This is a genomic window from Deinococcus seoulensis (assembly GCF_014648115.1).
GTDB lineage: Bacteria > Deinococcota > Deinococci > Deinococcales > Deinococcaceae > Deinococcus > Deinococcus seoulensis.
The window spans coordinates 25,820-49,370 of record NZ_BMQM01000027.1; the positions used below are offsets into that span (position 1 = coordinate 25,820).

Annotated in this window: 23 protein-coding genes; 18 read left to right on the forward strand and 5 right to left on the reverse strand. The window is 68.5% G+C overall.

All coding sequences use genetic code 11. From position 1 onward, the window contains the following. Nucleotides 1-26: 26 nt before the first annotated feature. The 17 genes from IEY70_RS16230 to IEY70_RS16310 all read left to right on the forward strand — a co-directional run bounded on the left by IEY70_RS16230 (nt 27) and on the right by IEY70_RS16310 (nt 16,730). The gene (locus tag IEY70_RS16230; protein WP_189066075.1) at nt 27-419 is read left to right on the forward strand and encodes a hypothetical protein; all 393 of its coding nucleotides are present in this window, start codon (nt 27-29) and stop codon (nt 417-419) included. Beyond that, a complete protein-coding gene (locus IEY70_RS16235; RefSeq protein WP_229777990.1) occupies nt 416-784 on the forward strand; it encodes a hypothetical protein in 369 nt (122 codons plus the stop codon). Before IEY70_RS16230 ends, IEY70_RS16235 begins: the two co-directional genes overlap by 4 nt. Continuing rightward, the gene (locus IEY70_RS16240; RefSeq protein ID WP_189066076.1) at nt 781-1,242 is read left to right on the forward strand and encodes a hypothetical protein; all 462 of its coding nucleotides are present in this window, start codon (nt 781-783) and stop codon (nt 1,240-1,242) included. Before IEY70_RS16235 ends, IEY70_RS16240 begins: the two co-directional genes overlap by 4 nt. Nucleotides 1,243-1,272: 30 nt before the next feature. Continuing rightward, nucleotides 1,273-7,062, forward strand: coding sequence for a phage tail tape measure protein (locus IEY70_RS16245; RefSeq protein ID WP_189066077.1), 5,790 nt, complete (start codon nt 1,273-1,275; stop codon nt 7,060-7,062). After that, complete coding sequence (locus IEY70_RS16250; protein ID WP_189066078.1) at nt 7,062-7,439, forward strand: hypothetical protein; 378 nt, start codon at nt 7,062-7,064, stop codon at nt 7,437-7,439. The genes IEY70_RS16245 and IEY70_RS16250 overlap by 1 nt, the downstream gene beginning before the upstream one ends. Nucleotides 7,440-7,447: 8 nt before the next feature. Then, the gene (locus IEY70_RS16255; protein WP_189066079.1) at nt 7,448-7,774 is read left to right on the forward strand and encodes a hypothetical protein; all 327 of its coding nucleotides are present in this window, start codon (nt 7,448-7,450) and stop codon (nt 7,772-7,774) included. Nucleotides 7,775-7,785: 11 nt separating this feature from the next. Then, the gene (locus tag IEY70_RS16260; protein ID WP_189066080.1) at nt 7,786-9,999 is read left to right on the forward strand and encodes a hypothetical protein; all 2,214 of its coding nucleotides are present in this window, start codon (nt 7,786-7,788) and stop codon (nt 9,997-9,999) included. After that, nucleotides 9,986-11,341: a hypothetical protein gene (locus tag IEY70_RS16265; RefSeq protein WP_189066081.1), complete on the forward strand. Its 1,356-nt coding sequence runs from the start codon at nt 9,986-9,988 to the stop codon at nt 11,339-11,341. Before IEY70_RS16260 ends, IEY70_RS16265 begins: the two co-directional genes overlap by 14 nt. A gap of 25 nt (nt 11,342-11,366) precedes the next feature. Then, nucleotides 11,367-12,026 carry a hypothetical protein gene (locus tag IEY70_RS16270; RefSeq protein WP_189066082.1) on the forward strand — a complete coding sequence of 220 codons (660 nt, stop codon included), beginning with the start codon at nt 11,367-11,369 and terminating at the stop codon, nt 12,024-12,026. Further along, a complete protein-coding gene (locus IEY70_RS16275) occupies nt 12,023-13,366 on the forward strand; it encodes a collagen-like protein (RefSeq protein ID WP_189066083.1) in 1,344 nt (447 codons plus the stop codon). Before IEY70_RS16270 ends, IEY70_RS16275 begins: the two co-directional genes overlap by 4 nt. A 1-nt stretch (nt 13,367) precedes the next feature. Continuing rightward, complete coding sequence (locus IEY70_RS16280; protein WP_189066084.1) at nt 13,368-14,135, forward strand: hypothetical protein; 768 nt, start codon at nt 13,368-13,370, stop codon at nt 14,133-14,135. A gap of 75 nt (nt 14,136-14,210) precedes the next feature. Beyond that, complete coding sequence (locus IEY70_RS16285; protein WP_189066085.1) at nt 14,211-14,645, forward strand: hypothetical protein; 435 nt, start codon at nt 14,211-14,213, stop codon at nt 14,643-14,645. Next, complete coding sequence (locus tag IEY70_RS16290; RefSeq protein WP_189066086.1) at nt 14,642-15,118, forward strand: hypothetical protein; 477 nt, start codon at nt 14,642-14,644, stop codon at nt 15,116-15,118. The genes IEY70_RS16285 and IEY70_RS16290 overlap by 4 nt, the downstream gene beginning before the upstream one ends. A gap of 101 nt (nt 15,119-15,219) precedes the next feature. Then, the gene (locus IEY70_RS16295) at nt 15,220-15,570 is read left to right on the forward strand and encodes a hypothetical protein (RefSeq protein WP_189066087.1); all 351 of its coding nucleotides are present in this window, start codon (nt 15,220-15,222) and stop codon (nt 15,568-15,570) included. Then, complete coding sequence (locus tag IEY70_RS16300; protein ID WP_189066088.1) at nt 15,567-15,905, forward strand: hypothetical protein; 339 nt, start codon at nt 15,567-15,569, stop codon at nt 15,903-15,905. The genes IEY70_RS16295 and IEY70_RS16300 overlap by 4 nt, the downstream gene beginning before the upstream one ends. After that, nucleotides 15,902-16,507: a glycoside hydrolase family 19 protein gene (locus IEY70_RS16305; protein WP_189066089.1), complete on the forward strand. Its 606-nt coding sequence runs from the start codon at nt 15,902-15,904 to the stop codon at nt 16,505-16,507. The genes IEY70_RS16300 and IEY70_RS16305 overlap by 4 nt, the downstream gene beginning before the upstream one ends. A 61-nt stretch (nt 16,508-16,568) precedes the next feature. Next, a complete protein-coding gene (locus tag IEY70_RS16310) occupies nt 16,569-16,730 on the forward strand; it encodes a hypothetical protein (RefSeq protein WP_189066090.1) in 162 nt (53 codons plus the stop codon). Nucleotides 16,731-16,749: 19 nt separating this feature from the next. On the opposite strand, the gene IEY70_RS16315 is transcribed toward IEY70_RS16310, so the two are convergent. Next, on the reverse strand, nt 16,750-17,205 hold the full coding sequence (locus tag IEY70_RS16315; protein WP_189066091.1) for a GNAT family N-acetyltransferase: 456 nt from the start codon (nt 17,203-17,205) through the stop codon (nt 16,750-16,752). Nucleotides 17,206-17,403: 198 nt separating this feature from the next. On the opposite strand from IEY70_RS16315, the gene IEY70_RS16320 reads away from it, so the two are divergent. After that, a complete protein-coding gene (locus tag IEY70_RS16320; RefSeq protein ID WP_189066092.1) occupies nt 17,404-18,516 on the forward strand; it encodes an ISAs1 family transposase in 1,113 nt (370 codons plus the stop codon). Between the two features lie 10 nt (nt 18,517-18,526). On the opposite strand, the gene IEY70_RS16325 is transcribed toward IEY70_RS16320, so the two are convergent. The 4 genes from IEY70_RS16325 to IEY70_RS16340 form a co-directional block, all read right to left on the reverse strand. Continuing rightward, nucleotides 18,527-18,754 (reverse strand): hypothetical protein, encoded by a 228-nt coding sequence (locus IEY70_RS16325; RefSeq protein ID WP_189066093.1) that lies wholly within the window; start codon nt 18,752-18,754, stop codon nt 18,527-18,529. Between the two features lie 297 nt (nt 18,755-19,051). Further along, nucleotides 19,052-21,577 (reverse strand): DEAD/DEAH box helicase family protein, encoded by a 2,526-nt coding sequence (locus IEY70_RS16330; RefSeq protein ID WP_189066094.1) that lies wholly within the window; start codon nt 21,575-21,577, stop codon nt 19,052-19,054. A 147-nt stretch (nt 21,578-21,724) separates the two neighbouring features. Beyond that, entirely contained in the window at nt 21,725-22,594 is an 870-nt protein-coding gene (locus IEY70_RS16335; RefSeq protein WP_268243924.1) for a DUF3037 domain-containing protein, read from the reverse strand. Continuing rightward, nucleotides 22,591-23,430, reverse strand: a complete 840-nt coding sequence (locus IEY70_RS16340) for a HipA family kinase (protein ID WP_189066096.1) — start codon at nt 23,428-23,430, stop codon at nt 22,591-22,593. Before IEY70_RS16340 ends, IEY70_RS16335 begins: the two co-directional genes overlap by 4 nt. Between the last annotated feature and the right edge of the window lie 121 nt (nt 23,431-23,551).

The window sequence follows — 23,551 nt, forward strand, 5'->3', positions numbered from 1 at the left end:
CGGGGCTGCCATCCAACAGGAGAATCATGTTTCCAGTCCGTCAGACCGTCACCCTCACGGGCGGCAGCGTCACCCTGCACGCCTGGGGGGCCGACGTGGCCGACGCGCACCTGTTCGACCTGCTCACGTTCACATCGACGTTCGCGCTGATCCGCGAGCACTGGGAGGACATCGCCCGCCAGGACGTGCAGCCTGAGATGTGGGCGGCGTTCTGGCGGTTGACCCGTGCCAGCCTGCGCGGCCAGGAACTGCCCCAGCCGCTCACCTGGGCGGACCGCCTGGCCCTGCTCACGGCCATGTGGGACCTGAACGACCCGCCGGAGCTGGAGGGAAAACTGGACGCCCTGAGCCGGCGCGCGGGCAGTCGCCTGGCGCAGTTGACTCGGGGCCACCCGACACCACCCTCGACGAGTACGTGATCCGCGTGTTCGGCGTGCAGGCGTACCCGCACGTCATGACCATGCCGCCGCGCCTGATCGGCCGGGCCGCCGAGATCCACACCGAGCGGGACGCGCAGGCCCGCCTCGATGCGCTGGACGACGCCAGCACCGCCGCCGGACTGAAACTCGGGCAGCGGTACGTGGACCCGAAAAACCCCAGCGGGCAGGCGAAGCGCGGGGAGGCGTACTACAGCCTCGAGCCGTTCAACGCGCACCTCCGCGCCATCGAGAAACGCGCCCGCCCCTGGCTGTACACGCCCGCCGCCATCCGCGCCCGCCGCGAACTGGAGGAGGAACGCCGCTGGCAGCAGGCCGAGAAAACCCTGGGAGGCATGACTGCATGATCAACCTCGATGACCGCGCGCTGAGCGCCGCCCTGGCCCGCATCGAACAGGCCGCCAATGACCTGCCCGCCATCGCCGAGCGGACCCGCGCGGAAACGCTCGGGCACCTGATCATCGGCGCGAACGCCAACATCTACGCCACGCAGCCCGGCGCGTACCGCCGCACGGGCGAGTACCTGCGCAGCCTGCACGCCACGGCGCGCGTCACTCCCCTGACCGCGACCGTGACCGCCAGCAACGATGCCGAGTACGCCCGAGACATCGAGACCGGCGAGACCGGCAACCTCATGCAGCTCCAGGCCCAGGCTGCCGCCAGAGGCAACCCCAGAGCCGCGTTCACGCTCGGGCGCAGCGGCATCAACTGGGCACTGCCCGGTCCCGTCATCACCGGCGCGCAGGCGTTCGCGGCGTACCGACTGCGGGAACTGTTCGTGCTGCGGGTGCGCGCGGTCCGCTGATCTCACCCCGATCCGCCAGGAGGCACCAACATGACCGGACCCACCCTGCCGCCCCTGACCGGGACTGCCAGCCTCGACGTGACCCAGTTCCGCAAGGGGACGCGCGACGCGCTGAACGCGCTGCGCGAAGTCGTGGACTACGCCAAAAAACAGGGCACCCTGACCCTGACCGCGAAACTCAGCGGCGCCAGCACGGCCGCCATCCGGAAAACCATCACGGACGCCATGGGGACCGACACTCTCAGCGTGAAACTCACGTTCAACCCCGCCAGTGTCGCTGCCGCGATCCGCGACCTGCGGACAGCCCTGAGTGCCGTGGCAGGCATCAACGTCAGCGCCCTGACGGCCCTGCAGATCAAAATCAACGACCAGATCAGGCAGCTCACTGCCCTGATTGCGCAGCTGCGCGCACTGGGCGGGGGTGGCGGGAGCGGGAACCGGGGCAGCTCGTTCAGCGCGGGCACGCAGACCCTCCTCGCGGACCTGGAGCGACTCAACAACGAGTACCGGCGCGGCGACGTGAACGCTGCCACCTACGTCGCGCGCCTCACCAGCCTCCAGGCCAGCCTGCGGACCGCCGCCGCCGCCGCGACAGCTGGCACCGCAGAATTCCGCGCGCTGGACACCGCTCTGACCCGCACCGTGCAGGGCATGCGCAACGTCAACAGCGACGGCATCACCAAACTCCGCACCGAACTGGCCGGGGCGCGCGCGCAGTTCGACGCGGCTGCTGCCGCTGCGACCAACCTCGCGGAGCGGCGCGCGGCCATCGCCGCGTACGAGGCGGACCTCAACCGCATCCGCGTCAGCCTTCAGGGCATGGCAGCAGCTGGCAACCTCACGGCGCAGCAACTCGGCACGGTCAACCGCCTGCTCGCCCAGACGGCCCGCGAGCAGCAGACCCTCCGGGGCGGCATCAACATCGCCGGACTCAGCGGCAACATCAGCAACGCCCTGCAGCAGCTCTCCGGGTTCATTCCTGGCCTCTCGCAGGTGAGTGGCCTGTTCGGCACGCTGCCGCTCCCGATCCTGGCCGCCGCGACTGCCCTGGGTGCATTCACGGCCGCGATGGTCGCCTCGTTCAGGACCGCCGCCGATTTTCAGGCCGTCATGGTCGACATCAAGGCACTGACGAGTCCCACGGCTGACGGGCTGCGCGACCTCAACGCGGCCGCCCGTACGCTCGGACTGGACCTGGGCGTCGGCCCGCGCGACGCCGCGAAAGCCATCCTGGAACTCAACCGCGCGGGCCTGACCGCCGAGGAGGCCATCCGGGGCGGACTGGCCGGCGCGCTGACCCTCGCCGGCGCCGCCGGGATCGAGACGGCAACCGCCGCCAAACTCGCCGCCAGCGCCATGACCGCGTTCAAGCTCAGCGCGGCCGACCTGCCGCAGGTCGCGGACAACTTCGCGAACTTCGCCAACAGCACCTTCCTCGGCGCTGAGGACCTCGCGCTGGCCATCGCGGCCGTGGGTCCCGTCGCGGTCAACGCCGGGCTGAGCATCGAGCAGTTCAGCGGCATCATGGCCACCGCCGCGCAGGGCGGCTTCCGGTCCATGCAGGACGCCGGTACGTCCCTGAAAACCATGATCCTCAGCCTCCAGTCACCCAGCGAGACTGGCGCGGCCGCGCTGGAACGCATCGGCGTGAACGCCTACGAGGCGGACGGGTCGTTCCGTCCGTTCCTCTCGACCGTGGATGACCTGCGCGCCGCGCTGAAAGGCATGACCGAACAGGGGCGCAACAACGTCCTGCGCGACATTTTCGGTCAGGACGCCATCCGGATCGCCACGATCCTGTACGCCAGCAACACCGAGGAGATCGAGAAGAACATCGAGACGCAGGGCAAGGTGGGCGAGGCGGCCCGCGTGGCGAAGGAACGCCTGGAGTCCTATCAGGGCGAGGTGAAACTCCTCACGGCCGCATGGGAGGAATTCAAGACCCAGATTGGCGAGGGGGCGCTGCCCGCCATGACCGACCTCATCAAGGAACTGCGCTCGAACCTGACGTGGCTGCGGCAGAACACCGAGGCACTCCAGAAGTTCGGGGAGGCCATGGGCGCCGCGTCGAAACTCGGCCTGAACCCGTTCACGCAGGGCACCAGCGACGCGCGCCGGAACAGTCAGGCGTTCGCTGAGATCGCCCAGGTCTACGCGGACGCCGAGGCTGCCGCTGCCAAGAGCGGGGAGGCGCTGCTCGCCAGAGCCACCGAGCTGGAACGCGCCGGTGACCGGACCAGCATCGCGGCCGCGAAGATGCTGCGCGCGATGCAGGAACTCCGCGAGGCGCAGGAGGGTGAGATCACCGGCCGCAACTTCTTCACCGGCGAACCGACCCGCGCCATCGACCTCCAGTTGGTGGAGCAGAAAACGCAGGCGCTGGCGGAACTGCAGGCCGAGCTGGCGGCCGTGCGCGCCGAGGTGGCCCGCAACCCGCAGGCGAACGGACCGGCAGCGGGACCGGACCTCGAACCGGCCAGAGTGAAGGCCCAGAGCGCTGCTGTGCGAGATCTCCGCAAAGCTCTCGGGGACCGCGCGTTCCAGCTGAAGATCGGCGGACTGGACGGCGTGGAGAGGGAGGTCGCGCAGGTCGGCAAGGCGTTCGACGAGCTGCGCAAGAAACTCAAGACCTCGTTTGGCGGCAACCTCAACAGCAGCGAACTGAAGGGGGCGCTGGCTGAACTGGCCGAGGCTCAGGCGAAAGAGGAGTGGGCCGTCCGGGCGAAGTACGCCGCCGACAAGGCCAGGGAAAGAGCCGATGACCTCGCCGCCGCCCAGCAGAGTGCCCGTGACAGCGCATTCGCCGTGCAGCGGGCCGAGATCCAGGCGATGGAGCAGGGCCGCGCCCGTGTGCAGGCCGAGCGTGCACTGGAGTTGCGCGAGTTGCAGGCCAGCATCGCGGAGCAGGTGGCCGAGTACGAGAAGTTCCCGCAGCTCCGCGCGCAGGTGGAGAGCGACGGGCGCCGTCAGGTCGCCGCCCTGCGCCGCCAGTACCAGCAGGAGGACCTCGCCACGGCACGCAGCAACGCAGAAGCCGTCGCCGCCGCGGAGGGAGAGGCCCGCGCTGCCATCATCGCCGCGCTGCCCGAGGGAGCCGCGAAACGACAGGCCGAGCGGGAGGCTGAGCTGGCCAGCGTCCGCAGGGGCATCAGCGACCGCCTCGCTGCGCTGGCCGGGTACCCGGCCGAGCAGGCCCGCATCGAGCAGGCGGGGCAGCAGCAACTCGCCGCGCTCCGTCAGGGCTGGGCGCGGCAGGACGAGGCAGACGCCCGTGAGCGTGCCCGGCGCATCGTGACCGCATTCCAGGCAGCCCAGGACGCCCAGCTCGCCGCGCAGTCGGCCGCACGGGACGCGCAGGCGGCCCGGCTGGACCTCGACGTGGCCCGCCGGGTCGCGCAGGCCAGAGGAGGCGCGCAGGAGGTCGCCCGCATCGAACTCCAGGCAGCCCGTGACCGCGCCGCGCTGGCCGAGCAGTCCGCACGCGCGGAGGCGATGGCCCAGCGCGAGACCCTGGCCCGGACCACGAACGAGCGACTGACCGCCGAGGGGGTCACGGCCGAGGAGCAGGCCCAGATCCGCCGCGAGTATTACGCCCGGGTGGCCGAACTGGACAGCAAATACACCGCCGATCAGGCCAAACGCGTGCAGGATCGCGAACAGGCTGAGCGTGATGGGCTGGAACGCATCCGGGCCGCCCAGGTCGCTGCCGCGCAGCAACCCGTCACGGCCGCGCAGGCGGACCTGAAAGGCCTGGAGAACCAGAAGGCACTGGCCAGCACCGCAGCCGAGCGGCTCGGCATCGAACAGCGCATCGTCGCCGCGCAGGACCGCCTCCGGGCCGCGTACCAGGGCATCCTCGACCGCGCCGCCCAGCTGCGGCTCACGGACGAGGAACGCCGCACCCTGGCCGATGGAGTCACCGAGGCGACGCAGGGGCAGGCACAGGCGACACGGGAGGTGGTCAACGTGCAGCAGGAACTCGTGGACCAGTCCCGCGCGCTGCTGGACTCCCGCCTCGCGCTGGTCGATGCGGAGGGAGAGCTGGCCCTCCGCATGGCCCGCACGGACGCGCAGGCTGCCGCTGCCCAGCAACGCCTGCTCAGCAACGCCCAGGCCCGCCTGACTGGACTGGACACCCAGATCAGCGGGGAGGCCGACGAGACCAAACGCAACGCACTCCTCCAGCAGCGCCTCGCCCTGACCGGACAGATCGCGGACCTGCAGGACCGCATCACGGCCGCCCCGCTGGACGGGGAGCGCAGACGCCTGACGCTGTACCAGGCTCAGGCGGAACTGCTGCTCCAGGCGACAGGCCTCTCCGATGACCGGGTGGCGGGCGCGCAGCTCGCCGTGCGGGCCGCGCAACAGGAGGTCAACCTCGCCCAGCGGGCACTCGATCTCGCCCGGACCGAGGCGGGACAGGACGAGGCGCGCACCACCCTCACGCAGAAACAGACGGCGCTGCTCGGCGCGCAGGCTCAGGCCGTGCAGGTCCGTAACGAGCGGGACGCGCAGGCGCTGGACGTGGCAGAGGCGAGACTGCGGGCAGAGGCGCGCATCACCGGCATGGCCGAGGATGCCGTCGCGGCGGCGCAGCTGGATCTGGACCTGACCCGCAGGCGCCTCGCCGCCACCTGGCAGGCCCAGGCCGCTCCCGACCAGACCGGCAGCCGCCGCGCCGAACTGGCGAAACAGGAGCTGGACCTGACCGCCCAGCAGGCGGAACAGGAACGCCGACTCACGGCCGCCCAGCGGGACCGCCGCACCCTGCTCGACGGACTCGCTGTCAGTCAGGGAGCCCTGACCCGCGCACTGGCCGGCGGCACGGTGGAGGCACAGAAAACCGCGCAGATCCAGGCGGACCTGCTCACCACCCGCCGCGCACTCATCACCGCCGAGCGGGAGTACAACAGCGCCGTTGCCAGCGGCGACCCGACCCGCCAGAAAACCGCGACCGACGCACTCACGCAGGCGATCACCGCCCAGCGCGGCGCCGTGCGAGCCCTGGCCGACAGTTACAGCGGGATGCTCACCGGCATGGATAGCGTGCGGGACGCGGCGGCCCGCCTGAGCACCGTCGCCTACGGGGAGACCGGACGCGCCCCGAGCGCAGCCACCACCCAGCGCGAACTGGCGAGGCTTCAGGCGATCGAAACCCGCCGCAACGCCGCGCGCGCGCAGCTGACCGAGGCGCTCAGGGGCAGCGATGCCGACCTGATCGCCAAGGCGGCCAGCGAATTCGCCACGCAGGAGGACCGCTACCGCAAACAGGCCGACGCACTCGACAAGGCCGGGACCAAATTCACCCGAACGGGGGAAAAAGAAGCTCAGCGCCTCGCGGATCAGGTGGACGACCTGGGCATCCAGTACGACCGCGAGAGCGTCATCGTGCAGGACCGCATCCGGGCCGCCAACCGGGAGGCAGAGGCCGCCGCGCTGTTCAGTGCAGCCGTGGACCGCTACGTGGCCGCCACCCCGGACGCCGTGCCCGGCCAGCAGGACGACCGGCCCGTGTACGTGGTGGAAGGTCGCCGCTACAACTCCCTGGCGGACGCGCAGGCCAGCCTGAACCGCGCGCAACTCCCCGCCGCGCAGGCGGCCGTGATGCCGGACCTCACCCGCCTGATTGACCTGCTCCAGACCCAGCAGACCAGCAGGACGGCACCCGCCGCGCCTGCCACCGTCCCCGCCCCGAACCACACCACCAACTGGGACGTGGAGGTCACCGTCAACGGCGCCGGGCTGAACCCTGATCAGGTCGCCAATCAGGTCATCACGAAACTGGAGGACCGCGCCCGCCGGTCCGGGAGGAACTGCTGATGGCCCGGTACACCCTGATCATCGCCGGGGTCCAGATGAACCCCAGCGTCCCACCGGACGCCGTGAGCCGCACCGGGGGCGGCCGGACCGTCCGGGACCGCGTGAGCATCACTGGCGTGAACCTGCGCTCCCTGGGGCCAGTCACGCCCACCCGCGTCACCATCGCCAGCCCTGGCCCGGAGTGGGTGCTCAGTGAGGCACAGATCGCGCACCTGAGTGCCCTGGAGCGCTCCGGCGCACCGTTCGCGGTGACCCTGGGCGAGGGCTACGAGGTCACCGGGACGTTCAACAGTTGCCGCCTCGACGGGGACGCCACGTTCCGCCCGGCCCGCGCGCCCGGCTGGACCAACTACTCATTCACCCTGCACCTCGGCTAGGAGCCACGATGAAACAACTCACCCTGCAGGACAGCAGCGGCAACACCATCACCGCCTGGGATTTCGGGGAGGTGCCCACCGGGGAGCAGTCCGCCGCGCTCACCATCACCCTCCGCAACACCGGCGACGAGCCCCTGACCGGCATCACCGCCAGTATCAGCCAGGGCAGCAGCGCGGACGGGGAGCTGCGCGTCACGCTCGCCGGGATCGCCCTGACAGCCGTGCCCGCCTCCCTGCCCGACCTCGCGCCCGGAGCGGGGCACGCCGGGACTGCCACGTTCATCGGCCCCAGCGTGCCCGTCGATTCCGGCACGCTGCGCTGGACCGCCAGTTGAGGCGGTAACGCATGCCCTTCATCATCCAGCGCCGTGGCGGTGGCCACTCCGGCGAGGTGGTGTTCACGGCCCGCACCCCCCCGAGCGTGCGTGGCAGCGTCACCCTCACCGCCCGCCGCCCGGTCCCCATCAGCGGCGAGGCGACGTTCAGCGCGTCCATCCCCACCCCGGACGCTTCGAGCAGCCGCGACATCGAGTACCTCACCGACCTGACCGGGCTGCCTGCCCAGGTGCTGACTGCCGAGTACCGCCACACCGGGCAGCACGAGGAGTTGACCGTGACCGTGGACGGCCTGCACCCGCTCGCCACCCCGACCGCGCAGATCAGGCTCCAGGCGCGGAACGGGACGGGCGTGCGGCTCGGGGAGCTGCCCACCCGCGTATTCCGGGCCGCCACGCAGGAGCCCCAGCTGAACACCGGCGAGGAGCAGACGACGTTCGTGTTCCGCAATTCCTTCGACGGCCTGCTGCGAGGCGTGCGGCTGCCGGAACTCATTCCGTGGAAGCTCAACCCCAGCCCGGACCTCTGCGCGGGGCGGAGGCAGCAGCAGAACGTCAGCGAACTCGTGCGCGGCATCCTCCAGGCGCACGTGGACGGCGCGTTCCGCCTCGACGACGACCCGCTCCGCAGCAGCGTTTGGGTGGAAGGCCGCACTGACTACAGCACCCTGGGCAAAACCCCGCAGCAGGTCTGGGACGACACGTACGGTCTGCTCGGCATGGTCCTGTGGGTCGCGCCGCTCGACACGGGCATCCGGCTCGTCGGGACGTGGCCGCAACCTGTCGCAGACGGCTCCGGACCCGTCATCAGCGCGGACTGGCGCCTGACCGACCTGCCGCAGCGGCAGTGGTACCAGACGCCCAGACGCCTGACCCTACGCGGAGCGGAGCACGCCACCGACCTCACGCCGGACCTGCTGCTCGACCTCATTGGCCCGGACCCGGCGAGGGTGGAACTGGAGCGGGAGCTGTACCCGAACGCTGAGTGGTTTGAGGCACCCGAGAGCAGCGGCACCAGCACCGTGCAGCGTGGGTACCGGAAGCTCGGCGGCCAGCTGGTCGCTCAGGTCGAGGTCACGACGGGCGACGTGAGTGTGCAGGAAACCGTGGACGGGGAGCCGCGAATGCGCCTGCTGTACGGAGTGGCGACCGGCTACAAACGCACTGAGACCACCTACGACCCGAACTGCCAGGGTCGGCCGGTCTCGCAGCGCACCGAGACGCGCGGCTGGGGGTACGACCTCCAGACCGTGCTGGGCAGCTACAGCGTCCCAGGGCCAGGTCTGAACATCACCCTGCGGACCGGCGACCTCGTGGCAGAGGAAACCACGCTGACCACGTACACCTACAGCCCCCAGGGGCACCAGACGGGTGAGACGACCACCACGCGCCGACTGGCCAGCATGGAGCAGGCCGGAGCGGAGGGTGACCTCGCGGACCGGGGGCCACTGACCGGGCGGGAGTACGTCACCCAGACGATCACGCAGACCTGGGCACCGATGGGCGCGGGACGCTGGCGCTACAGCAGCGGCGTGAGCGGGCAGACGCTCGTGCCGGTGTATGACGCGGAGAGCCGGGAAGCGGTGCGGACCGTGGCCCTGGCCCGCAGCACCCCGGACGCGCCGCGCGTGACGGATCAGGCCCCACCCAGCTACGACTGCCGCCCGTACTGCGAGGTGATCCGCGAACTGCTGGACCCGACTGGGATGGTGCTCAACGCCGGGGACGCCGGGCTAGCAGAGGAGCGCGAGGTCAGCGTCCCGATGCTCAGACCGGCCGACCTGACCCAGGTGGCCGGGCGTGTGCTGGCCGCCGACTGGCACCGCGAGATCAGAACGTTTTCCGTCCCGTTCCCGCTCGGGTACCACCCCGGCAGCTGGCTGGCGGACGGGCGCGTGCAGAGCCTGACCATCCGGATCAATGCGCCGGATGACGTGGTGTCGGAGGTTACCTGCGCCCGGCTCGACTCCACCCTGATGGGACCGGGCAGCGCGGCTGTGGAACCGCTCCGGGCCGACCCGAACGCCGGGCGGGCGCTGATGCTCGCCGGGGCGCCCGGCGGGGCGCGCGTCAGGCTCGTGACCGGCTGGGACCCCGGTGTGAGCGAGGCGATCACCGAGGACGCCCTGGTCGTGTTCCGGAGCGGCTACCCACCCAGGTCGGGGGATGAGATCGACTGGCAGCTGATCCGGGGTCAGCGGGAGGCGACGAATGCCCGACGATGACCTCCTCACGCTGCTGCTGGGCTGCGGATGCCGGAAACGCTGCTGCTGCAGCGCACCCGACCCCACGCCCACCCAGCCCACCACGCCGCTGTTCGGGCAGGCGCCCCGAACCGTCCCGCCCCCGCGCCTGCCGGACGAGACGCCGTTCATCCCAACGGCACCCTCCCACGCCACCGGGCAGCGCCCCTCGGACTTCGGAGTGCCGCACGTCCCCAGCACCGACCCCGACGGCCGCCCCACCCCCCGCACCGCCACCCCCAACCGCAGCGCGGCCGTCACCCTCGACACCGGCGAGACCCGCCCGCTCAACGAGGCCTTCCAGGTCGACCATCAGGCCCGCGAGATCCGCCTCGCCCCCATCGCCACCGACCGCACCCTGCGCCGCGTCCGCGCCGACGGCGAACTCCTCACCATCAACGCCCGCTTCTGGGAGTACGCCATCGGCACCCCCTCCTGGGAGTACGACCTCAGCCCCACCGTCGCCGCCAGCCGCGTCGAAGCCGTGCACGCCACCCTCGAACAGCGCGTCCTCACCTACGCCGGCACGGAAAGCCAGCAGTCCGGCCAGCTCGTCACCAGCACCCCCGCCCGCGTCGTCCGCTTCCAGTGGACCCGCCTCGCCACCCCGCAGGAACCCCAGGCGTTCCGCCTGCGCGCCCGCCGCGCCTCCTACCAGGACACGGACGGTAGCCCCCTCGAACGCATCGTGTGGTTCATCGACGCCCGCGTCACCCAGGCCGACGGCACCCCCAGCTGGGAAACCATCGGCGTCCGCCCCACCTGGGCCCCACCCGTCAACGTCGCCGCCGACACCGCCGAGGACGCCTGGCCCTTCCAGCCCGGCCAGATACTCGCCCTTCCCGTGGAGGACCTGTTCGAACCGGACTACACCAGCACCACCAGCGCCGTGTTCGACCGGTTCGTGTTCGCCACCGACCAGCCGCCCCTCCCGGAGTTGGTGGACCTGAGCGGCCCGCGCTGGATCTCCCCGGACGGCCGCGTCCGCATCGACGGTCCCGCCAGCCGCGACCCCGCCCTCCTCACCCACCTCGACACGCTGATCACGCCCGCCGGGACCTTCGCCGGTCCTGGCAGCTGGGCCGCGTACCGGGGCGCGCACGGCGGGCCCGTCCTCCTGATCGACGTGGGCGGAACGGTCACGCGCGTCGACCTGCCGCCCGAAGGTCCAGACAGAGTGCAGGCGGTGCCGCTCCAGACCTTCCTGAACGGCCTGGGGGTGAGTGAGCCCGGCTGGTCCGGCTTCGCCCGCACCGGACCGCTGTACAGCGCGTGGCCGCCGCACGAGGCACTCACGCGCGACGCCGAAGCCATCGAAACCTGAGACCCCTCACCTGAAGGAGATTCCCATGGGACTGGCCCTGCGCGACTGGGACCCGTGGCGGGACGCCCGCGCCGAGGACTGGCGCGCCGCCCGCCTCGCCCGCCCCCGCACCCCACCGACCACCCCCCTCCCCCCGGACCGCGCGCCGCCATCCCCTCCGCTGGGCGTGGCGGTGGTGGACGCCGTTCCCGGCGCGTCACGGGACGAACCCCTCCCCAGGGCGCGTGCGCCCTGGCTGCGCCCCACCCTCGTCGAACGCTGGAACGCCCAGGCGCAGACGTGGGAGGCGTCCCCCGCCGCCCTGGCCATCCTGGCGCGGCGCAGCGCGTTCAGCCCGGCCGGGTGGCCCGACGAGATCGACGACCGCCGGAAGGTGCCGGGCCGGTTGCGCGTGACCTACCCGGCTGGACCGCCGCTGCTCGACCAGCCCATGACTCGCGTGCTGACCGCGCGCGGAACCCTGCCGACCCAGCCTTGGTTGATCGACGACCAACCCGCCGATCTCTGGCCCCTCGGCCCGTACGCCCGGCCGAACACAGTGGGCCGGTACCCGCGCGGCGTGTACCCGCTGGCCGTGATCACCCCGCTGGTCACCGCGCCGAACCAGCCGCTGACCTTCACCCTCGACCTGCGCGGCGGACAGCTCATGCAATTGCTGCTCGCGCTGACTGGAGTGCCTTCATGACCCAACCCGGCTCCCCGCCCGACCCTGCCCAGTGGACCTGGGTGGACCTCTTCGACCGGACCTTCCTCGGCCCGGACTACGCCGTCACCAGCAACGCCAACGCCGGCGCGACCGTCACCGCCGGGGAACTCGTGATCGGCCCCATGTCCCTCCAGAGCAACCCCGGCACCCTGCGCACCAGCGTCACGCTCAGCGCGGACCGCTGGCAGGCCCCGGACCTGCAACTGCAACTCGATCACCGCTGGGCACCCACCGCCGGCAACCCCGCCCAGAGTCCGATCCTCGAACTGACCGTCGTTGGCGAAACAAAGAACCTGACCTGGGACGGAGAGCGCCTCACCTGGGGCACCGTCACCCTCGGAACGGCCAGTGGCGTCCCGACCGCGAACGGCACCACGTACCGCACCCGCCTGACCGCCGACCGCACCCAGGGCCGCCTGCAGGTGTCCCGCAACGGGGACGGTCTGCTGGACGTGCCGCTGCCCGCCGACTGGGACGCCGGGATCGGCGCGGGCGGCACCGTGCAGGTCTCGCAGGCGTCCCGGAACGGGGGTAGTGACTTTACGCCGGTCCGGACGTTCATCGACAGCCTCGCCGTGCGGCGCGGGGACGGCACGGCCGACCTGAGCAGCGGCACCCTGAACTCCAGCGGCGGCATGCGACTCGGCGGGGAGTGGCGCTTCGCGCCCGGCCCTCCCGACGACGGCGTCGGCAGCGACGGGGACGTCTGGGCGGACACGGGCGGCAGCGGCCTGATCTACCAGCGTCAGGCCGGCACGTACCAGCCCGTCACGCACCTCCTCGGTGCGCCCGGCCCTCAGGGAGAACAAGGCCCTCAGGGTCCAGCCGGCCCGCAGGGACCGGCGGGTCGTGACGGGGTGGACGGTCAGCCCGGCGAGCTGGTCGGCGCGGTGGCTGTGCCGCTGCTGCTCGGGGACGCCACGCCCGACGGCGGCCTGCTGATCCCGCTGAACCCAGGAGCCGGGAGCCTGATCGGGTACGAGCTGCTGGGGGTGGATGGCCCTGCCGTGCAGATAGAGCACATCAGCGACGGGAACGAGTACCAGCCCGTGACGTTCCCCTTCACCCTGACCGCTGGAGCGCTGCGCCTCACCCGCACGGACGACAGCGGCGCGGTGACCATGCTGCGCGCCCGGAGCCGGCCCGGTCAGGGCGGCGGGGGCGGGAGTGCCGGTTTCACCTTCCAGGCGGACGGCGACGGCTTCCTGATCATCAACGAAGCGCAGATCTCCACCGAGGGTGACGGCTTCGTGACCGTCACCAACGCCACCGCCACCGCGGACAGCGAGGGCTTCATCACGCTCGAAAGGACCCCCTGACATGACCGAACCCCTGACTCCCAAGGCCAAGCACCAGGCGCTCGAGCAGCGCGTCGCCCTTCTCGAACAGACCGGCGGCGGCGGCGCGCCCGGAGGCGGCCTGGGCGGCAGTGTCCTGCCCGGGTACACGCCGCTGGGCACGCTGAGCGAGAGCCTGATGGCGCGCAGCATGACGATCGGCGCGAGCGAGCCTCTGGCGGTGCGGACGCTGACGTTCACGCCGAACGGGAGGCTGCGCCGCCCTGGCGCGTACCGGCAGCTGTTCCTGCCGGGCGTGACGAACCTCACGCAGGCGGACGTGGAGGAACTGGCGGTGCTGGCCCCCACCGGGAACTTCCCGCTGTTCACACTGACTTTCGAGCCGTACGTGGGCGGCACGCTGATCACGGCCCTGCCGTTCAGTTTCGGGCATACCGGGGACCGGCTGTTCCTGCGGTTCCGGGAGGACCGGAACGTGCCGGTGACGGCCGGGTTCGGGTATGACCACAGCCTGGACGTGGAGGCGCTGGACGGCAGCGGCGCGGTGGTGCCGGGTGTGGTGGGCCTGGAGCTGATTCCGACGCTGGTGATCGCGACGCCGGGCATGATCGCGCCGACGGCGATGCCGCAGGCACTCGCGCCGTCACCCAGTGGTGAACGGAACGGGCACACGGAACTGCTGCTGATGGCGGGGAGTCCGCCGGTGCTGCGGGTGTGGCACGAGGGGCAGTGGTACGCGCTGCCCCTGCCGCCCGAGCCGAGCGGGGACGGTGGTGGCGTCGCGAACTGACCGAATGCCTGTTCCTGGCCTTCACCGTCGACCGGCGCGGTGGGGGCCTTCCCTTTCAGCCGGTCTGGAGCACACATGAATCTGAAACGACAGCTGAGCAGCTTCCTGCGCGTCCCAGAGCGCGTGACGCTGCTGTTCACGGGCCGCGCGGACGGCACGGCCGCGCCCGTCACGCCTGCCGACCCGCTGCCTGTCACGGTGATGGGCGGGAGTGGCGGGGACGCGCCGCTGCAGGTGACGGACGTGTACGCGCCGCAGGTCCTCATGGCTGGCGCGGAGCAGGCCCTGAGCGTCCCGCCCGGCGCGAACCGCGCGCTGCTGCGCGTCGTGACCGGGCGGGCGCAGTTCGGCCTGCTGGGCACCACGGACACACCCCTGGTGGGCGAGGGCAGCGGCCTTGATGACCTGCGGGACCTGCACCTCCACGCGCTGCGCGTGACCGTCGAGGAGGGCGGCGCGGTCCGCGTGGATTACTGGCGGGAAGGGACGCCCGCGCTGGAGGTCATGTGAAAGTGATTCCCGGGTCGGCCCCGGCATCCGGCCTGGTCGGCATGACGGCCGCGCGCGTTCACACGGCGCAGCCGCAGCCGCTGCCCAGTGGCCTGTGGCAGGTCCTCACCTTCGAAGGGCAGGCGTTCGACTCGCGCGCCTTCCACGACCCGCACGAGGCGCCCGGGCAGCTCACCGTCCCGGCCGGCGCGGGCGGCCTGTACCAGATCGGCGGGTTCGCGTCGTTCGTCGGTGATCCAGCCGGGCGGCGCCTGCTGGCCGTGCTGGTGAACGACGGGCCGGTCGTGGTCGCAAGCGCGGCTGGCATGCCGAACGGCGCGACGGCGCACGTGAACGCCTCGACCGTGACCCTGCTGGGTGACGGGGACCGGGTGGCACTGGGGGCGCTGCAGGACAGCGGCTTCCCGCTGACGCTGAACGCGCCGGGCGACAGTCCGGGCGCCGCGTTGTGGCTGGCCCGCCTGCCCGGATGACCGCAGCCCCCTACCGGACAACTCAGGCGAAATCCGCTCTCGCGCGCCCCAGCCCGACCGGCCCTGGGGCGCGCTTCAATCCTGGCCGGCACTGGAGTTTCATGCCTGAGAAACACGTTCCGCCCCTGTGGCTCCTCGCCCTTCTCTCCGCCGTGCTGGGCCTGATCGCTCAGCTTGGTACCAGCCTCGCCATGGACATGGCCAGGGACAAAGGCAAGCTGTACGGCTTCCTGCTGCTGTCCCTGGTGTTCAGCGCCAGCACTACCGTCCTGCTCGTGCGACTCACGGCGCTGGACGATTACGTGTGCGCGACGGTCGGCACGCTCGCCGGGGCCATCCCGCCGCTGTGGACCCTGCGGGCCGCCGTGAAACTCATCGGGCAGAAGTACGGCGTGGAACTCAGCGAACTTACTGCCACCAACGGTCCGAAGAAGGAAGGTGACGCGACGTGATCATCGACGGCTACTGGCTGAAACTCATGTGGGCGGTCCTGGCGGGCGGGTGGTTCATCAGCGCCCTGATCCGGTTGATTCTCACGGCGCTCAGCTGGCCGGACCAGCGGGGGCGGCGGTTGTTCGCGGTGATCGTGCACGCGGTCGCCGGGGTGTTCTTCGTGTGGCGGCACGCGACCGCCAGTGCCATCCCGGCCTTCATTCCCATCGAGGAGACGTACCGCAACCTCGCGGCCCTGCTGCTGGTCACTTGGGCGATCCTGGACGGCATCTGGGCCGTGCTCGGCATGACCGAGCGCCGCGCCCGACTCATTCAGAAAGGAAGGAACGCATGATCACCCCTGACCTCATCCGCGCCCTGAACGCCCGTCACCCGGATCCCGTGACGGCCGCCACGAAACTCGGCTGGGCCTTCGGGCAGCAGGGCCTCACACACCCGCTGGTGGTCGCGCACCTGACCTCGCAACTGGCGCACGAATCGGGCCTGGTGCCGAAAGAGGAGAACCTGCATTACCGCGCGGAGCGGCTGATGCAGGTGTGGCCCGCGCGCTTCCGGACCATGGCGGCCGCGCAGGCGTGCGCGGGAAACCCGGAGCGGCTGGCCAACACCGTATACGGCGGCCGGATGGGCAACACGCAGCCCGGGGACGGCTGGCGCTTCCGGGGACGCGGGCTGATCCAGCTGACAGGCCGCAGCAACTACGAGACGTACGGGCGACTGGTGGGCTTTGACCTGATCGCCAACCCGGACCTGCTGCTGCAGTACGGAGTGGGGGCACTGGTGGCCGGGGCGTACTGGAACGCGCGGGGCCTGAGCCGCCATGCACTGCGGGACGACGTGACCCGCGTGACCGAAGGCATTAACGGGGGGCGCAACGGCCTGGAGGACCGCCGGCGCCTGCTCGCCATTGCCAAGCAGCACATGGGCCTCCGGTAGGTTGTCCTGTCGTCCGCACATTCGGCAGCGCGGGGAAGGCCGGGGTGTCATGCTGCGTCGCATGAACCGGCATGATCTGGCGAACCTGGAACAGCTGGCCCTGCTGCGCGAGGCGCTGGAGGCCGAACCGGCCCAAGCGGAAGAAGTCTCAGAGCTGGTTCAGTCCGTGGCCGAACCAGTCAGGCCGGGCAGCCCGGATGCTGATCCTGAGCCGCTCGCCTGAGGGCAGCGTGGTCTGACGTTCAACTGCCGCTGCGCACGAGCAGCAACTGCATGACGTGCCGGTCCAGTCCAGGCGCGTAATAGTCCGGCTCGACTGCCTGCGTCTCGAACCCCATGTGAGCAAAGAAGGGCGCGCTGTGCTGACTCGTGTCTATCGTGATGGCCTCGACCTCAGGCGCGTGCATTCTCAACCAGTCCAGTCTGATCTGGAGCAGGACCCTGCCATAGCCGCGCCGGTGCTTGGAGCGCTCCACCATGCCCCATGAGAGGCCTGCCGTGCGCCCGTCGCTGCGGAGGAACACGCCTCCGCACGCAACAAGTTGCTCGCCGTCCTCAACGACAAAGTACGGATCATTCATCGTCTTCAGGAATTCGGCGAACTCCAGGCGTTCCTCCGGCGCGAAGAGGTCAGGCATATTGCTCGCAAAGAGGGCGAGGCAGGCCGCCTCGTCTTCAGGAAGGTATGGTCGGTGCATGCTTCACCCTACGCGTCGACCGGACACGCGTCCTTACGTCAAATGGCGCAGGGACGCATCAAGACCGTCCATCCGCACGGACAACTTGCGCCGTTTGCCCCCCTGCCCGCGCTCCTGGCGTGAAGCAGGGGGGCCTTTTCCCGTTACGGCAGGCTTTTATCTTGACTCGGGTCCAACAAAACGGGCTGATTGGGAGTTGTGAGACCACCCATCAGCCCGCTCCCATTTCTAACTCAAATTCCCGACTGGCGTGACCCTACCCGCATCCACTATCCGTGGGATGCCCTCTGGACCGTCATTCTCACTGGCCTCCTCGCCGGACCACCCAACATTCTCGCCCTCACCCAGTGGATCGCCGGACACCGCGAGGTGCTGGTACAGCACCTCGGCCTCGACCGCCTCCCCCAGCAGGCCATGATCTACCGCTTCTTCTGGTCGCTGGACCAGCATCTTCCTGAACTGCAACGCGCCCTGCTGGATTGGGTGAAGGCTCAACACCCCACGGCGCATGACCGCCTGGTCATCCTTGCCGGTGACGGCAAAGTCCTGAAAGGAAGCGCTCGAGAGGGCCGTTCGGCCCTCTCGTTCCTGTCGGTCTTCTTCCATGAGCTGGCCCTGACCGTCGCGCAGGTCGATCAAGCAGGGCGTCATGAAGCCAAAGGGATGCAGGATCTGCTCCCCACCCTCACGACCCTCTTCGGGAACGGGTGGCTCGTGACGTTGGACGCCGCCTACACCGAGCGGGAACTCACCACCCGAATCGACGAGGCAGGCGGAGCCTACCTCGTCCCACTCAAGAACAACACCCGCTCGCTCAAGGAATGGGCGATGTTCGCGTTCACGTACCCGGCGCACGATCACGTCGTGGACGTCGAGCGGCGCAGTGGGGAAGTCTGGGAGCGGCGTACGTCGGTGATCACCGGTGCGCAGGTTCCGGAAGACATCAAGGACGGGTTGTGTGGCGTGCAGACGTTGATCCGTCGAGAACATCAGGTCACGCGCCGCGATGGCACGCAACGGGTTGAGGTGCGGTATGCCGTCAGCAGCAGGCTGCTGACGGCTCAGGAAGCGGAGCGCATCTGGCGTGGTCACTGGGGTATAGAGAATCGAAGCCATCATTGCCGGGATGTCGTGCTGCACGAGGATGCGTGTCGGTTGCGCCGGGGAGCACAGGGACGGGCGATGCTCAATGGCGTGGTTGTGGCGCTGCTCAGCGGACAGACCCGTCAGATCACGGCGCTGGTGCGCCGCCTGACCATTGATCCGTTGCTCGCTCTTGAACTCCTGATTCCTGAACTCGCGTCAAGATAAAAGCCTGCCGTTACGGGAGTTCGGTTGGGGGATCTGCCGGAACGTGATACGCGAGTGGGAATTTCTCCGCCCGCCACGTTTCGGGGTCGCGGGTCCAGGTGAGCGGTTGGCCTGCTTGCTCACCAGCGGCGGTTCGTGCGGCAGCGGCGGTGTCGTAGGGGCCGAGGTGACGGACGACCTCTCCGGTTTCGACATGCGTGACGGTGACGTACACGCCGGGCGAGGTGGGTTCGTTCATGCGGTCTCCCCTGCTGCGGGCCGGAGCAGGCGCGGGAGGGAGATCAGCATCCCGGTGCCCCAGACCACCCCGAAGGTCAGGAGGATCCACTCCGGGCCGCGCATATCCTGCCGTGTGACCATCTGCTACAGCAGGTAAGCACAGGCAGTCATGGTCGCCAGGCAGATCAGCAGCAGGTACAGGAGTACTCCAACGTACGTGGGCGACCTTCGCATGGCCCGTAGAGTATCTGGTCGCTGTCATCACTCAACGTCACTCCCAATACGTGCGGGACAACTGCTGAGCTATCCCATCTCACTAGAACAGTGGGCCACCCTTATGGAGCGCTTGCAGCTCAGCGAGCGATTCGGGTTGCAAGCTCTTGAATTGCTTCTGTGGGACTTTGAGGTAACGCCAGGGTGTTCCCGTCAGCGCTGTGGCGTGCTCGCACCACTGGGTAGCAGCGCGGTCTTTAAACTGCACTTCCTCGGTTTCCGCTCCCTTGGTTTCGATAATCCAGTGGACGCCCGTGGTGTCGATGGCAACGAAGTCCGGGTGGTAGTAGCGAAGGCTGGTATGGCCATCCACGTACGCGATGCTGAAGGGGAACTGCTCATGCAGCTTGCCGAAAGCGCGCACGTCGTCCGCCATGTCGAGGAACTTCGCGAACTCACGCTCGAACCCGTTTCCGCAGGGGGCAAGGTTCCAGGGCGTCTTGTCCGCTTCATAGACCGGTCGCGTCCATGGGAAGGGATTGATGTCGGACAGGCGCACCGGATCGGCAATGACTTCGGGTTCCTGTCCCTCGATGCTGAAAGCCCGCAGCGCCTTGGTGAACAGGTCACGGCACACGTAGGCAGCCACGTTGGAACTCATGGCCTGGATGACGGCTCCGTCGTCGAGGCTAACGGTTTCGCCGAACGCACGGTGTTCGAACCATTCGCGGATCTTGGGGGCGACAACGTTGAACTGACTGGGAAGTTTGACGTCCTGAGCGATCAGTTTGGCGTAGAAGCTGATGACCTCGCCGGCGGTCTGTGGCGTCTGAATTTCGTAGTCCTTGCTGACCAGTGTCTCGAGCGTGAGAATGTCCTTGCCCTCGTATCGAAAGGTCTGGGCTTCCTTACTGCCTTTTTTAAGGGGCAGGGGCTGGTGCTGGAAAGCCATAACGTCGAGGGCGGCCACTTCATCGGCAATGCTGCGCTTGCGGATCAGGGAGGCGCTCAGCATCGGCAGGGCAATGTCATACTCGGCCTTTTCGGGTACGAAATGAATCTGCGGAATGAGGATGGGCTTGCCGCCATCCAGGTCCTCAGCGTCCAGTTTGATCTGCTCGAGCTTCTCCAGGTCCTCTACGAAGCTCATGAAGTTCTTGTTTCCGATGATGTCCACGCGCTCGGTGTAGCCGTTGCCCTGGCCTCGGAACATCAGGCGCAGACCACGTCCGATGGCCTGTTCAGGCAGGATGTTGGCCTTGGCGGTATAGGGGCGGAGGCCCACCACGACGGTCACGTTCTGCACGTCCCACCCCTCGCGCAGCATCATCACGGATACCACTGCGTTGGTGGGACTGTCGTCCTCATCGATGGTGCTGGCAGCGCGGCGAGCAGTCTCCAGATCTTTCTTGCTGACCTCGCCCGTCTTATCGGTGTGGATGACCAGCGTCCCGTCACCGCCGAAGTCCTCGGGGTACTTGGTGCGCAGCCAGTCGGCCACGTCGTCGGCCTCGGCCGTCGTGTTCATCATGACGAAGAGCGCGGGTTTCTTCCCGAAGGGCTGCAGGGCTTCCCGGTACTCACGCCAGCGGTTCACTCCAGCGGTCAGGAAGGCCTGGTAGCGCACGCTGGCAATGTCGGATTGAATCTCAGCGGCCTTGGTGATGCCCTTGACGGGGCGTTTCACGATGGCGTCCAGGATGGCCTGCTTCAGGGGGTAGTCGTATACCACCCAGGGGAACAGACCGCCCTTCTGGAAGCGGGGCGTGGCCGTCACGTCCAGTTGCAGGCTCAGGGGGACCTTCTGGGCCAGATCGCGGATGACGCCGTTCCATGCGCTGTTCTCGTCGTGGGTGTGGTGAGCTTCGTCGTTCAGGACCATGACCGGCTGGCCGCGCTTGACGATGCGGTCCGTGAACGGCACTGTGGGGGTCAGGGTGGTCGGCGGTCGGCTGCCCAGCATCGCGGCAAGGGGATTGGTCGCCTCCGGCTCTGCGACCGGGTAGAGCTGCTGGATGTTCGTGAGGTACAGGACTCCTTCGGCGCTGCTGACTGTGCTGCCGCCCTCGCCGCGGGCGACGACTTCCACGTCCCAGAAGGCCTTCAGGGCGGGCGGGATGACCGGGTCAGTCTGGAAGATTCGCCCGCCCGTGAAGTCCTGCGCGAGGCGTTCCAGCACGATGATGTTTGGTGCGATGACCAGGAAGGATTTGGCGTAAGCGGACGCCACCGCCGGGTCACGTTCGCGGATGGCGTTGAAATACTGCCATGCGACCGCCAGGCTCATCACCTTGGTCTTGCCGCTGCCAGTCGCCATCTTCAGCGCCAGTCGGGACAGACCGTCATTTCCGGGGAGCTGCTGACCCTGCAGGAGTTCTTTGATGGCGAACGCCTCCAGCAGGTCCAGACGGGTACGGACACCCGCTACTTCCCAGGTGTAGATCAACGTTTCGAGCGCGCCCCGCTGCGCGGCGTGGTAGGTGAACATCCGCCCGTTGGGCAGGCGGTGTTCCGTGTGGAACCAGTGACGTAGCAGCAACTGTGTCGTGCCCGTCACTCCCTTATAGCCGCCCTCTCGCCATGCCTGCACCGCTTCACGCAGCTTGGGTACACAGACGGCGGTCGCCATGTACTCCGAAATGTCGAAGAGGGTTCCGTCAGCAGACTGAGCCTTCTTGCGGGGCGCCATTATTGCTGCCCGTGAAACTGGCGGGAATGGTCGAGATGCATTGATCCAGTGTAGGGATCAACCGTCCAGTTCGTTGCCCAATGTGCCTCAGGCCTGCGGACGCGGGATCAGGTCATGAGAACGGAGATCATGTGCGATCTTGCTGGCCTCAGTCAGAGCGTCACGTACATCAAGGACTTCAATGGATTCTTCTTGGAGTAGCCCGAGCAGATCATCGCGCAACTCGTTGTCACCACGGTTGTTCGTAAACACGGTGAAACGCCCCTGCGCGAGTAACGGATCGTCAGCACGGCGCGCGTCCGTTACGGTCTGCCGGAAAGCATTGACCTGACTGGACGCCTTGCGTCGATCGACGTCGAACGCGACGGCCTGATAGCAGTGCCACACACCGTTCTGGTAGGCCAGATCCACCACCGGCTCGGAGCGAACGGGCAGGATGTAGTCCTCTTTGAGACCCAGTCTGAACAGGCCACTCTGGTTGAAGACGGACCTCACTTCGTCACGGATGACGGTGCGGCCACGCTGAGGCGCTGTCCGTTCAGCCCTGACGTCCTCCACCAACTGCGTGAAGAGCATCTGGAGGAGCCCGGCAGCATCCGACACGGCTGCAGGCCTGGGCGCCGTCAACTGCAGGTTATTGGCGGCGTAGGCAACGGTGAAGTCCCGGAAGCGCTCTTCTGTCCACTCGTACTCGCTGTAGCGCGTGAGCGCTCCGCTCAGTGCCTTCACGGCATGCCGCACGAATGCGCCGTCCCCTCCGGGCAGCAGTTTGACGCGTGAGCCCTCACCAAAGGAGGACAGCGCCCGGAGGCCGTGCCAGTTCTGACCAGGGCTGACCACGAGGACACCCACGTTCACGAACTCTTCACGCAGGATGTTGGGCACATACCGGATGACTGAGTACAGCGTCCGCCCCTGCGTCACTGTCTTGCAATCATTGTCAGTCTGCCTATTCATTCCCACCACTCCTGTCCTGGACGCTGAAACCGTGCCTCAAAGTAATCGGGGAGGGCCTGGGCACGGGTGAGCAAGTAGTTTACCAATGCAGTGTGTTCCGCAACCGTAACCCCCCACTCCCGGGGTAGGCCATCTATTACAGACTGAACGATTGCCTCTGTCATACCACTGACAGCGTCGAGATACGGCGCAAAGTCGGCCGGACGCACCGCCCTGAATAGATCGGCCGGTGACATGCTGTACGGCAGAGGCGCTGCGGCGTCCGGCAACCTGGGATCAAGGAGATCACCCAGGCCCCAGATGGCGCTGCGAAAGGCCATTCCCATGTCCATCAGGTACAAGCTGGACCGCCCACTGCGCCGGACCAGCAGAATATTCGGGTTCAGGGGCTTGCGGTCACGCTGATCCAGCCAGGCATCCAGCACAGCCACTCCGGCCAGCATGCCGATGTCGGCCATCATGCTTCCCAGTGTCAGATCCTCAGGTTTCAGATCGTCGGCGGGCTCTAACCACTGGGAATAGAAGTGCAGGCCGGGCAGCAACCTGACCTCGTCACCGTCATCGTCCGTGATGCGGATGCAGCCATCATGGGGCAGCGCGTCAGCCGGGACATCGACCAGGCCATAAGCAGCATGCCGGATGCCCAACTGCGCGGCCAGCCCATGCCCGATCCACTCGTTGACGAGCATGCGGGGGCCCTGGGGGTTCTGCTGAAACTTCACCGCGCACAGGCCCAGCTGATCGCTCAGCAGGAACTTCTGAGGCTGGGAGTTCCCACGCCCGACCGGCCCGAAATACAGTTCCGCCTGCGGGATACGCTGCCCAGGGCCGGTCAAGCGCTAAATCACCTCCACCGTGAGGGTCTTGGTGGTGTCGTTCCCCAGAATGTCGATCAAGAGTTTCCACTTCACTGCCGATGACGTGTCACGCGGCCTCAAACAGGGGTCCATCCTGCTC

Coding starts and splice junctions, on each gene's coding strand:
- IEY70_RS16230 (WP_189066075.1), top strand. CDS start 27: ATGTTTCCAGTCCGTCAGACCGTCACCCTCACGGGCGGCAGCGTCACC.
- IEY70_RS16240 (WP_189066076.1), top strand. CDS start 781: ATGATCAACCTCGATGACCGCGCGCTGAGCGCCGCCCTGGCCCGCATC.
- IEY70_RS16245 (WP_189066077.1), top strand. CDS start 1,273: ATGACCGGACCCACCCTGCCGCCCCTGACCGGGACTGCCAGCCTCGAC.
- IEY70_RS16250 (WP_189066078.1), top strand. CDS start 7,062: ATGGCCCGGTACACCCTGATCATCGCCGGGGTCCAGATGAACCCCAGC.
- IEY70_RS16255 (WP_189066079.1), top strand. CDS start 7,448: ATGAAACAACTCACCCTGCAGGACAGCAGCGGCAACACCATCACCGCC.
- IEY70_RS16260 (WP_189066080.1), top strand. CDS start 7,786: ATGCCCTTCATCATCCAGCGCCGTGGCGGTGGCCACTCCGGCGAGGTG.
- IEY70_RS16265 (WP_189066081.1), top strand. CDS start 9,986: ATGCCCGACGATGACCTCCTCACGCTGCTGCTGGGCTGCGGATGCCGG.
- IEY70_RS16270 (WP_189066082.1), top strand. CDS start 11,367: ATGGGACTGGCCCTGCGCGACTGGGACCCGTGGCGGGACGCCCGCGCC.
- IEY70_RS16275 (WP_189066083.1), top strand. CDS start 12,023: ATGACCCAACCCGGCTCCCCGCCCGACCCTGCCCAGTGGACCTGGGTG.
- IEY70_RS16280 (WP_189066084.1), top strand. CDS start 13,368: ATGACCGAACCCCTGACTCCCAAGGCCAAGCACCAGGCGCTCGAGCAG.
- IEY70_RS16285 (WP_189066085.1), top strand. CDS start 14,211: ATGAATCTGAAACGACAGCTGAGCAGCTTCCTGCGCGTCCCAGAGCGC.
- IEY70_RS16295 (WP_189066087.1), top strand. CDS start 15,220: ATGCCTGAGAAACACGTTCCGCCCCTGTGGCTCCTCGCCCTTCTCTCC.
- IEY70_RS16305 (WP_189066089.1), top strand. CDS start 15,902: ATGATCACCCCTGACCTCATCCGCGCCCTGAACGCCCGTCACCCGGAT.
- IEY70_RS16310 (WP_189066090.1), top strand. CDS start 16,569: ATGAACCGGCATGATCTGGCGAACCTGGAACAGCTGGCCCTGCTGCGC.
- IEY70_RS16315 (WP_189066091.1), bottom strand. CDS start 17,205: ATGCACCGACCATACCTTCCTGAAGACGAGGCGGCCTGCCTCGCCCTC.
- IEY70_RS16325 (WP_189066093.1), bottom strand. CDS start 18,754: ATGAACGAACCCACCTCGCCCGGCGTGTACGTCACCGTCACGCATGTC.
- IEY70_RS16330 (WP_189066094.1), bottom strand. CDS start 21,577: ATGGCGACCGCCGTCTGTGTACCCAAGCTGCGTGAAGCGGTGCAGGCA.
- IEY70_RS16335 (WP_268243924.1), bottom strand. CDS start 22,594: ATGAATAGGCAGACTGACAATGATTGCAAGACAGTGACGCAGGGGCGG.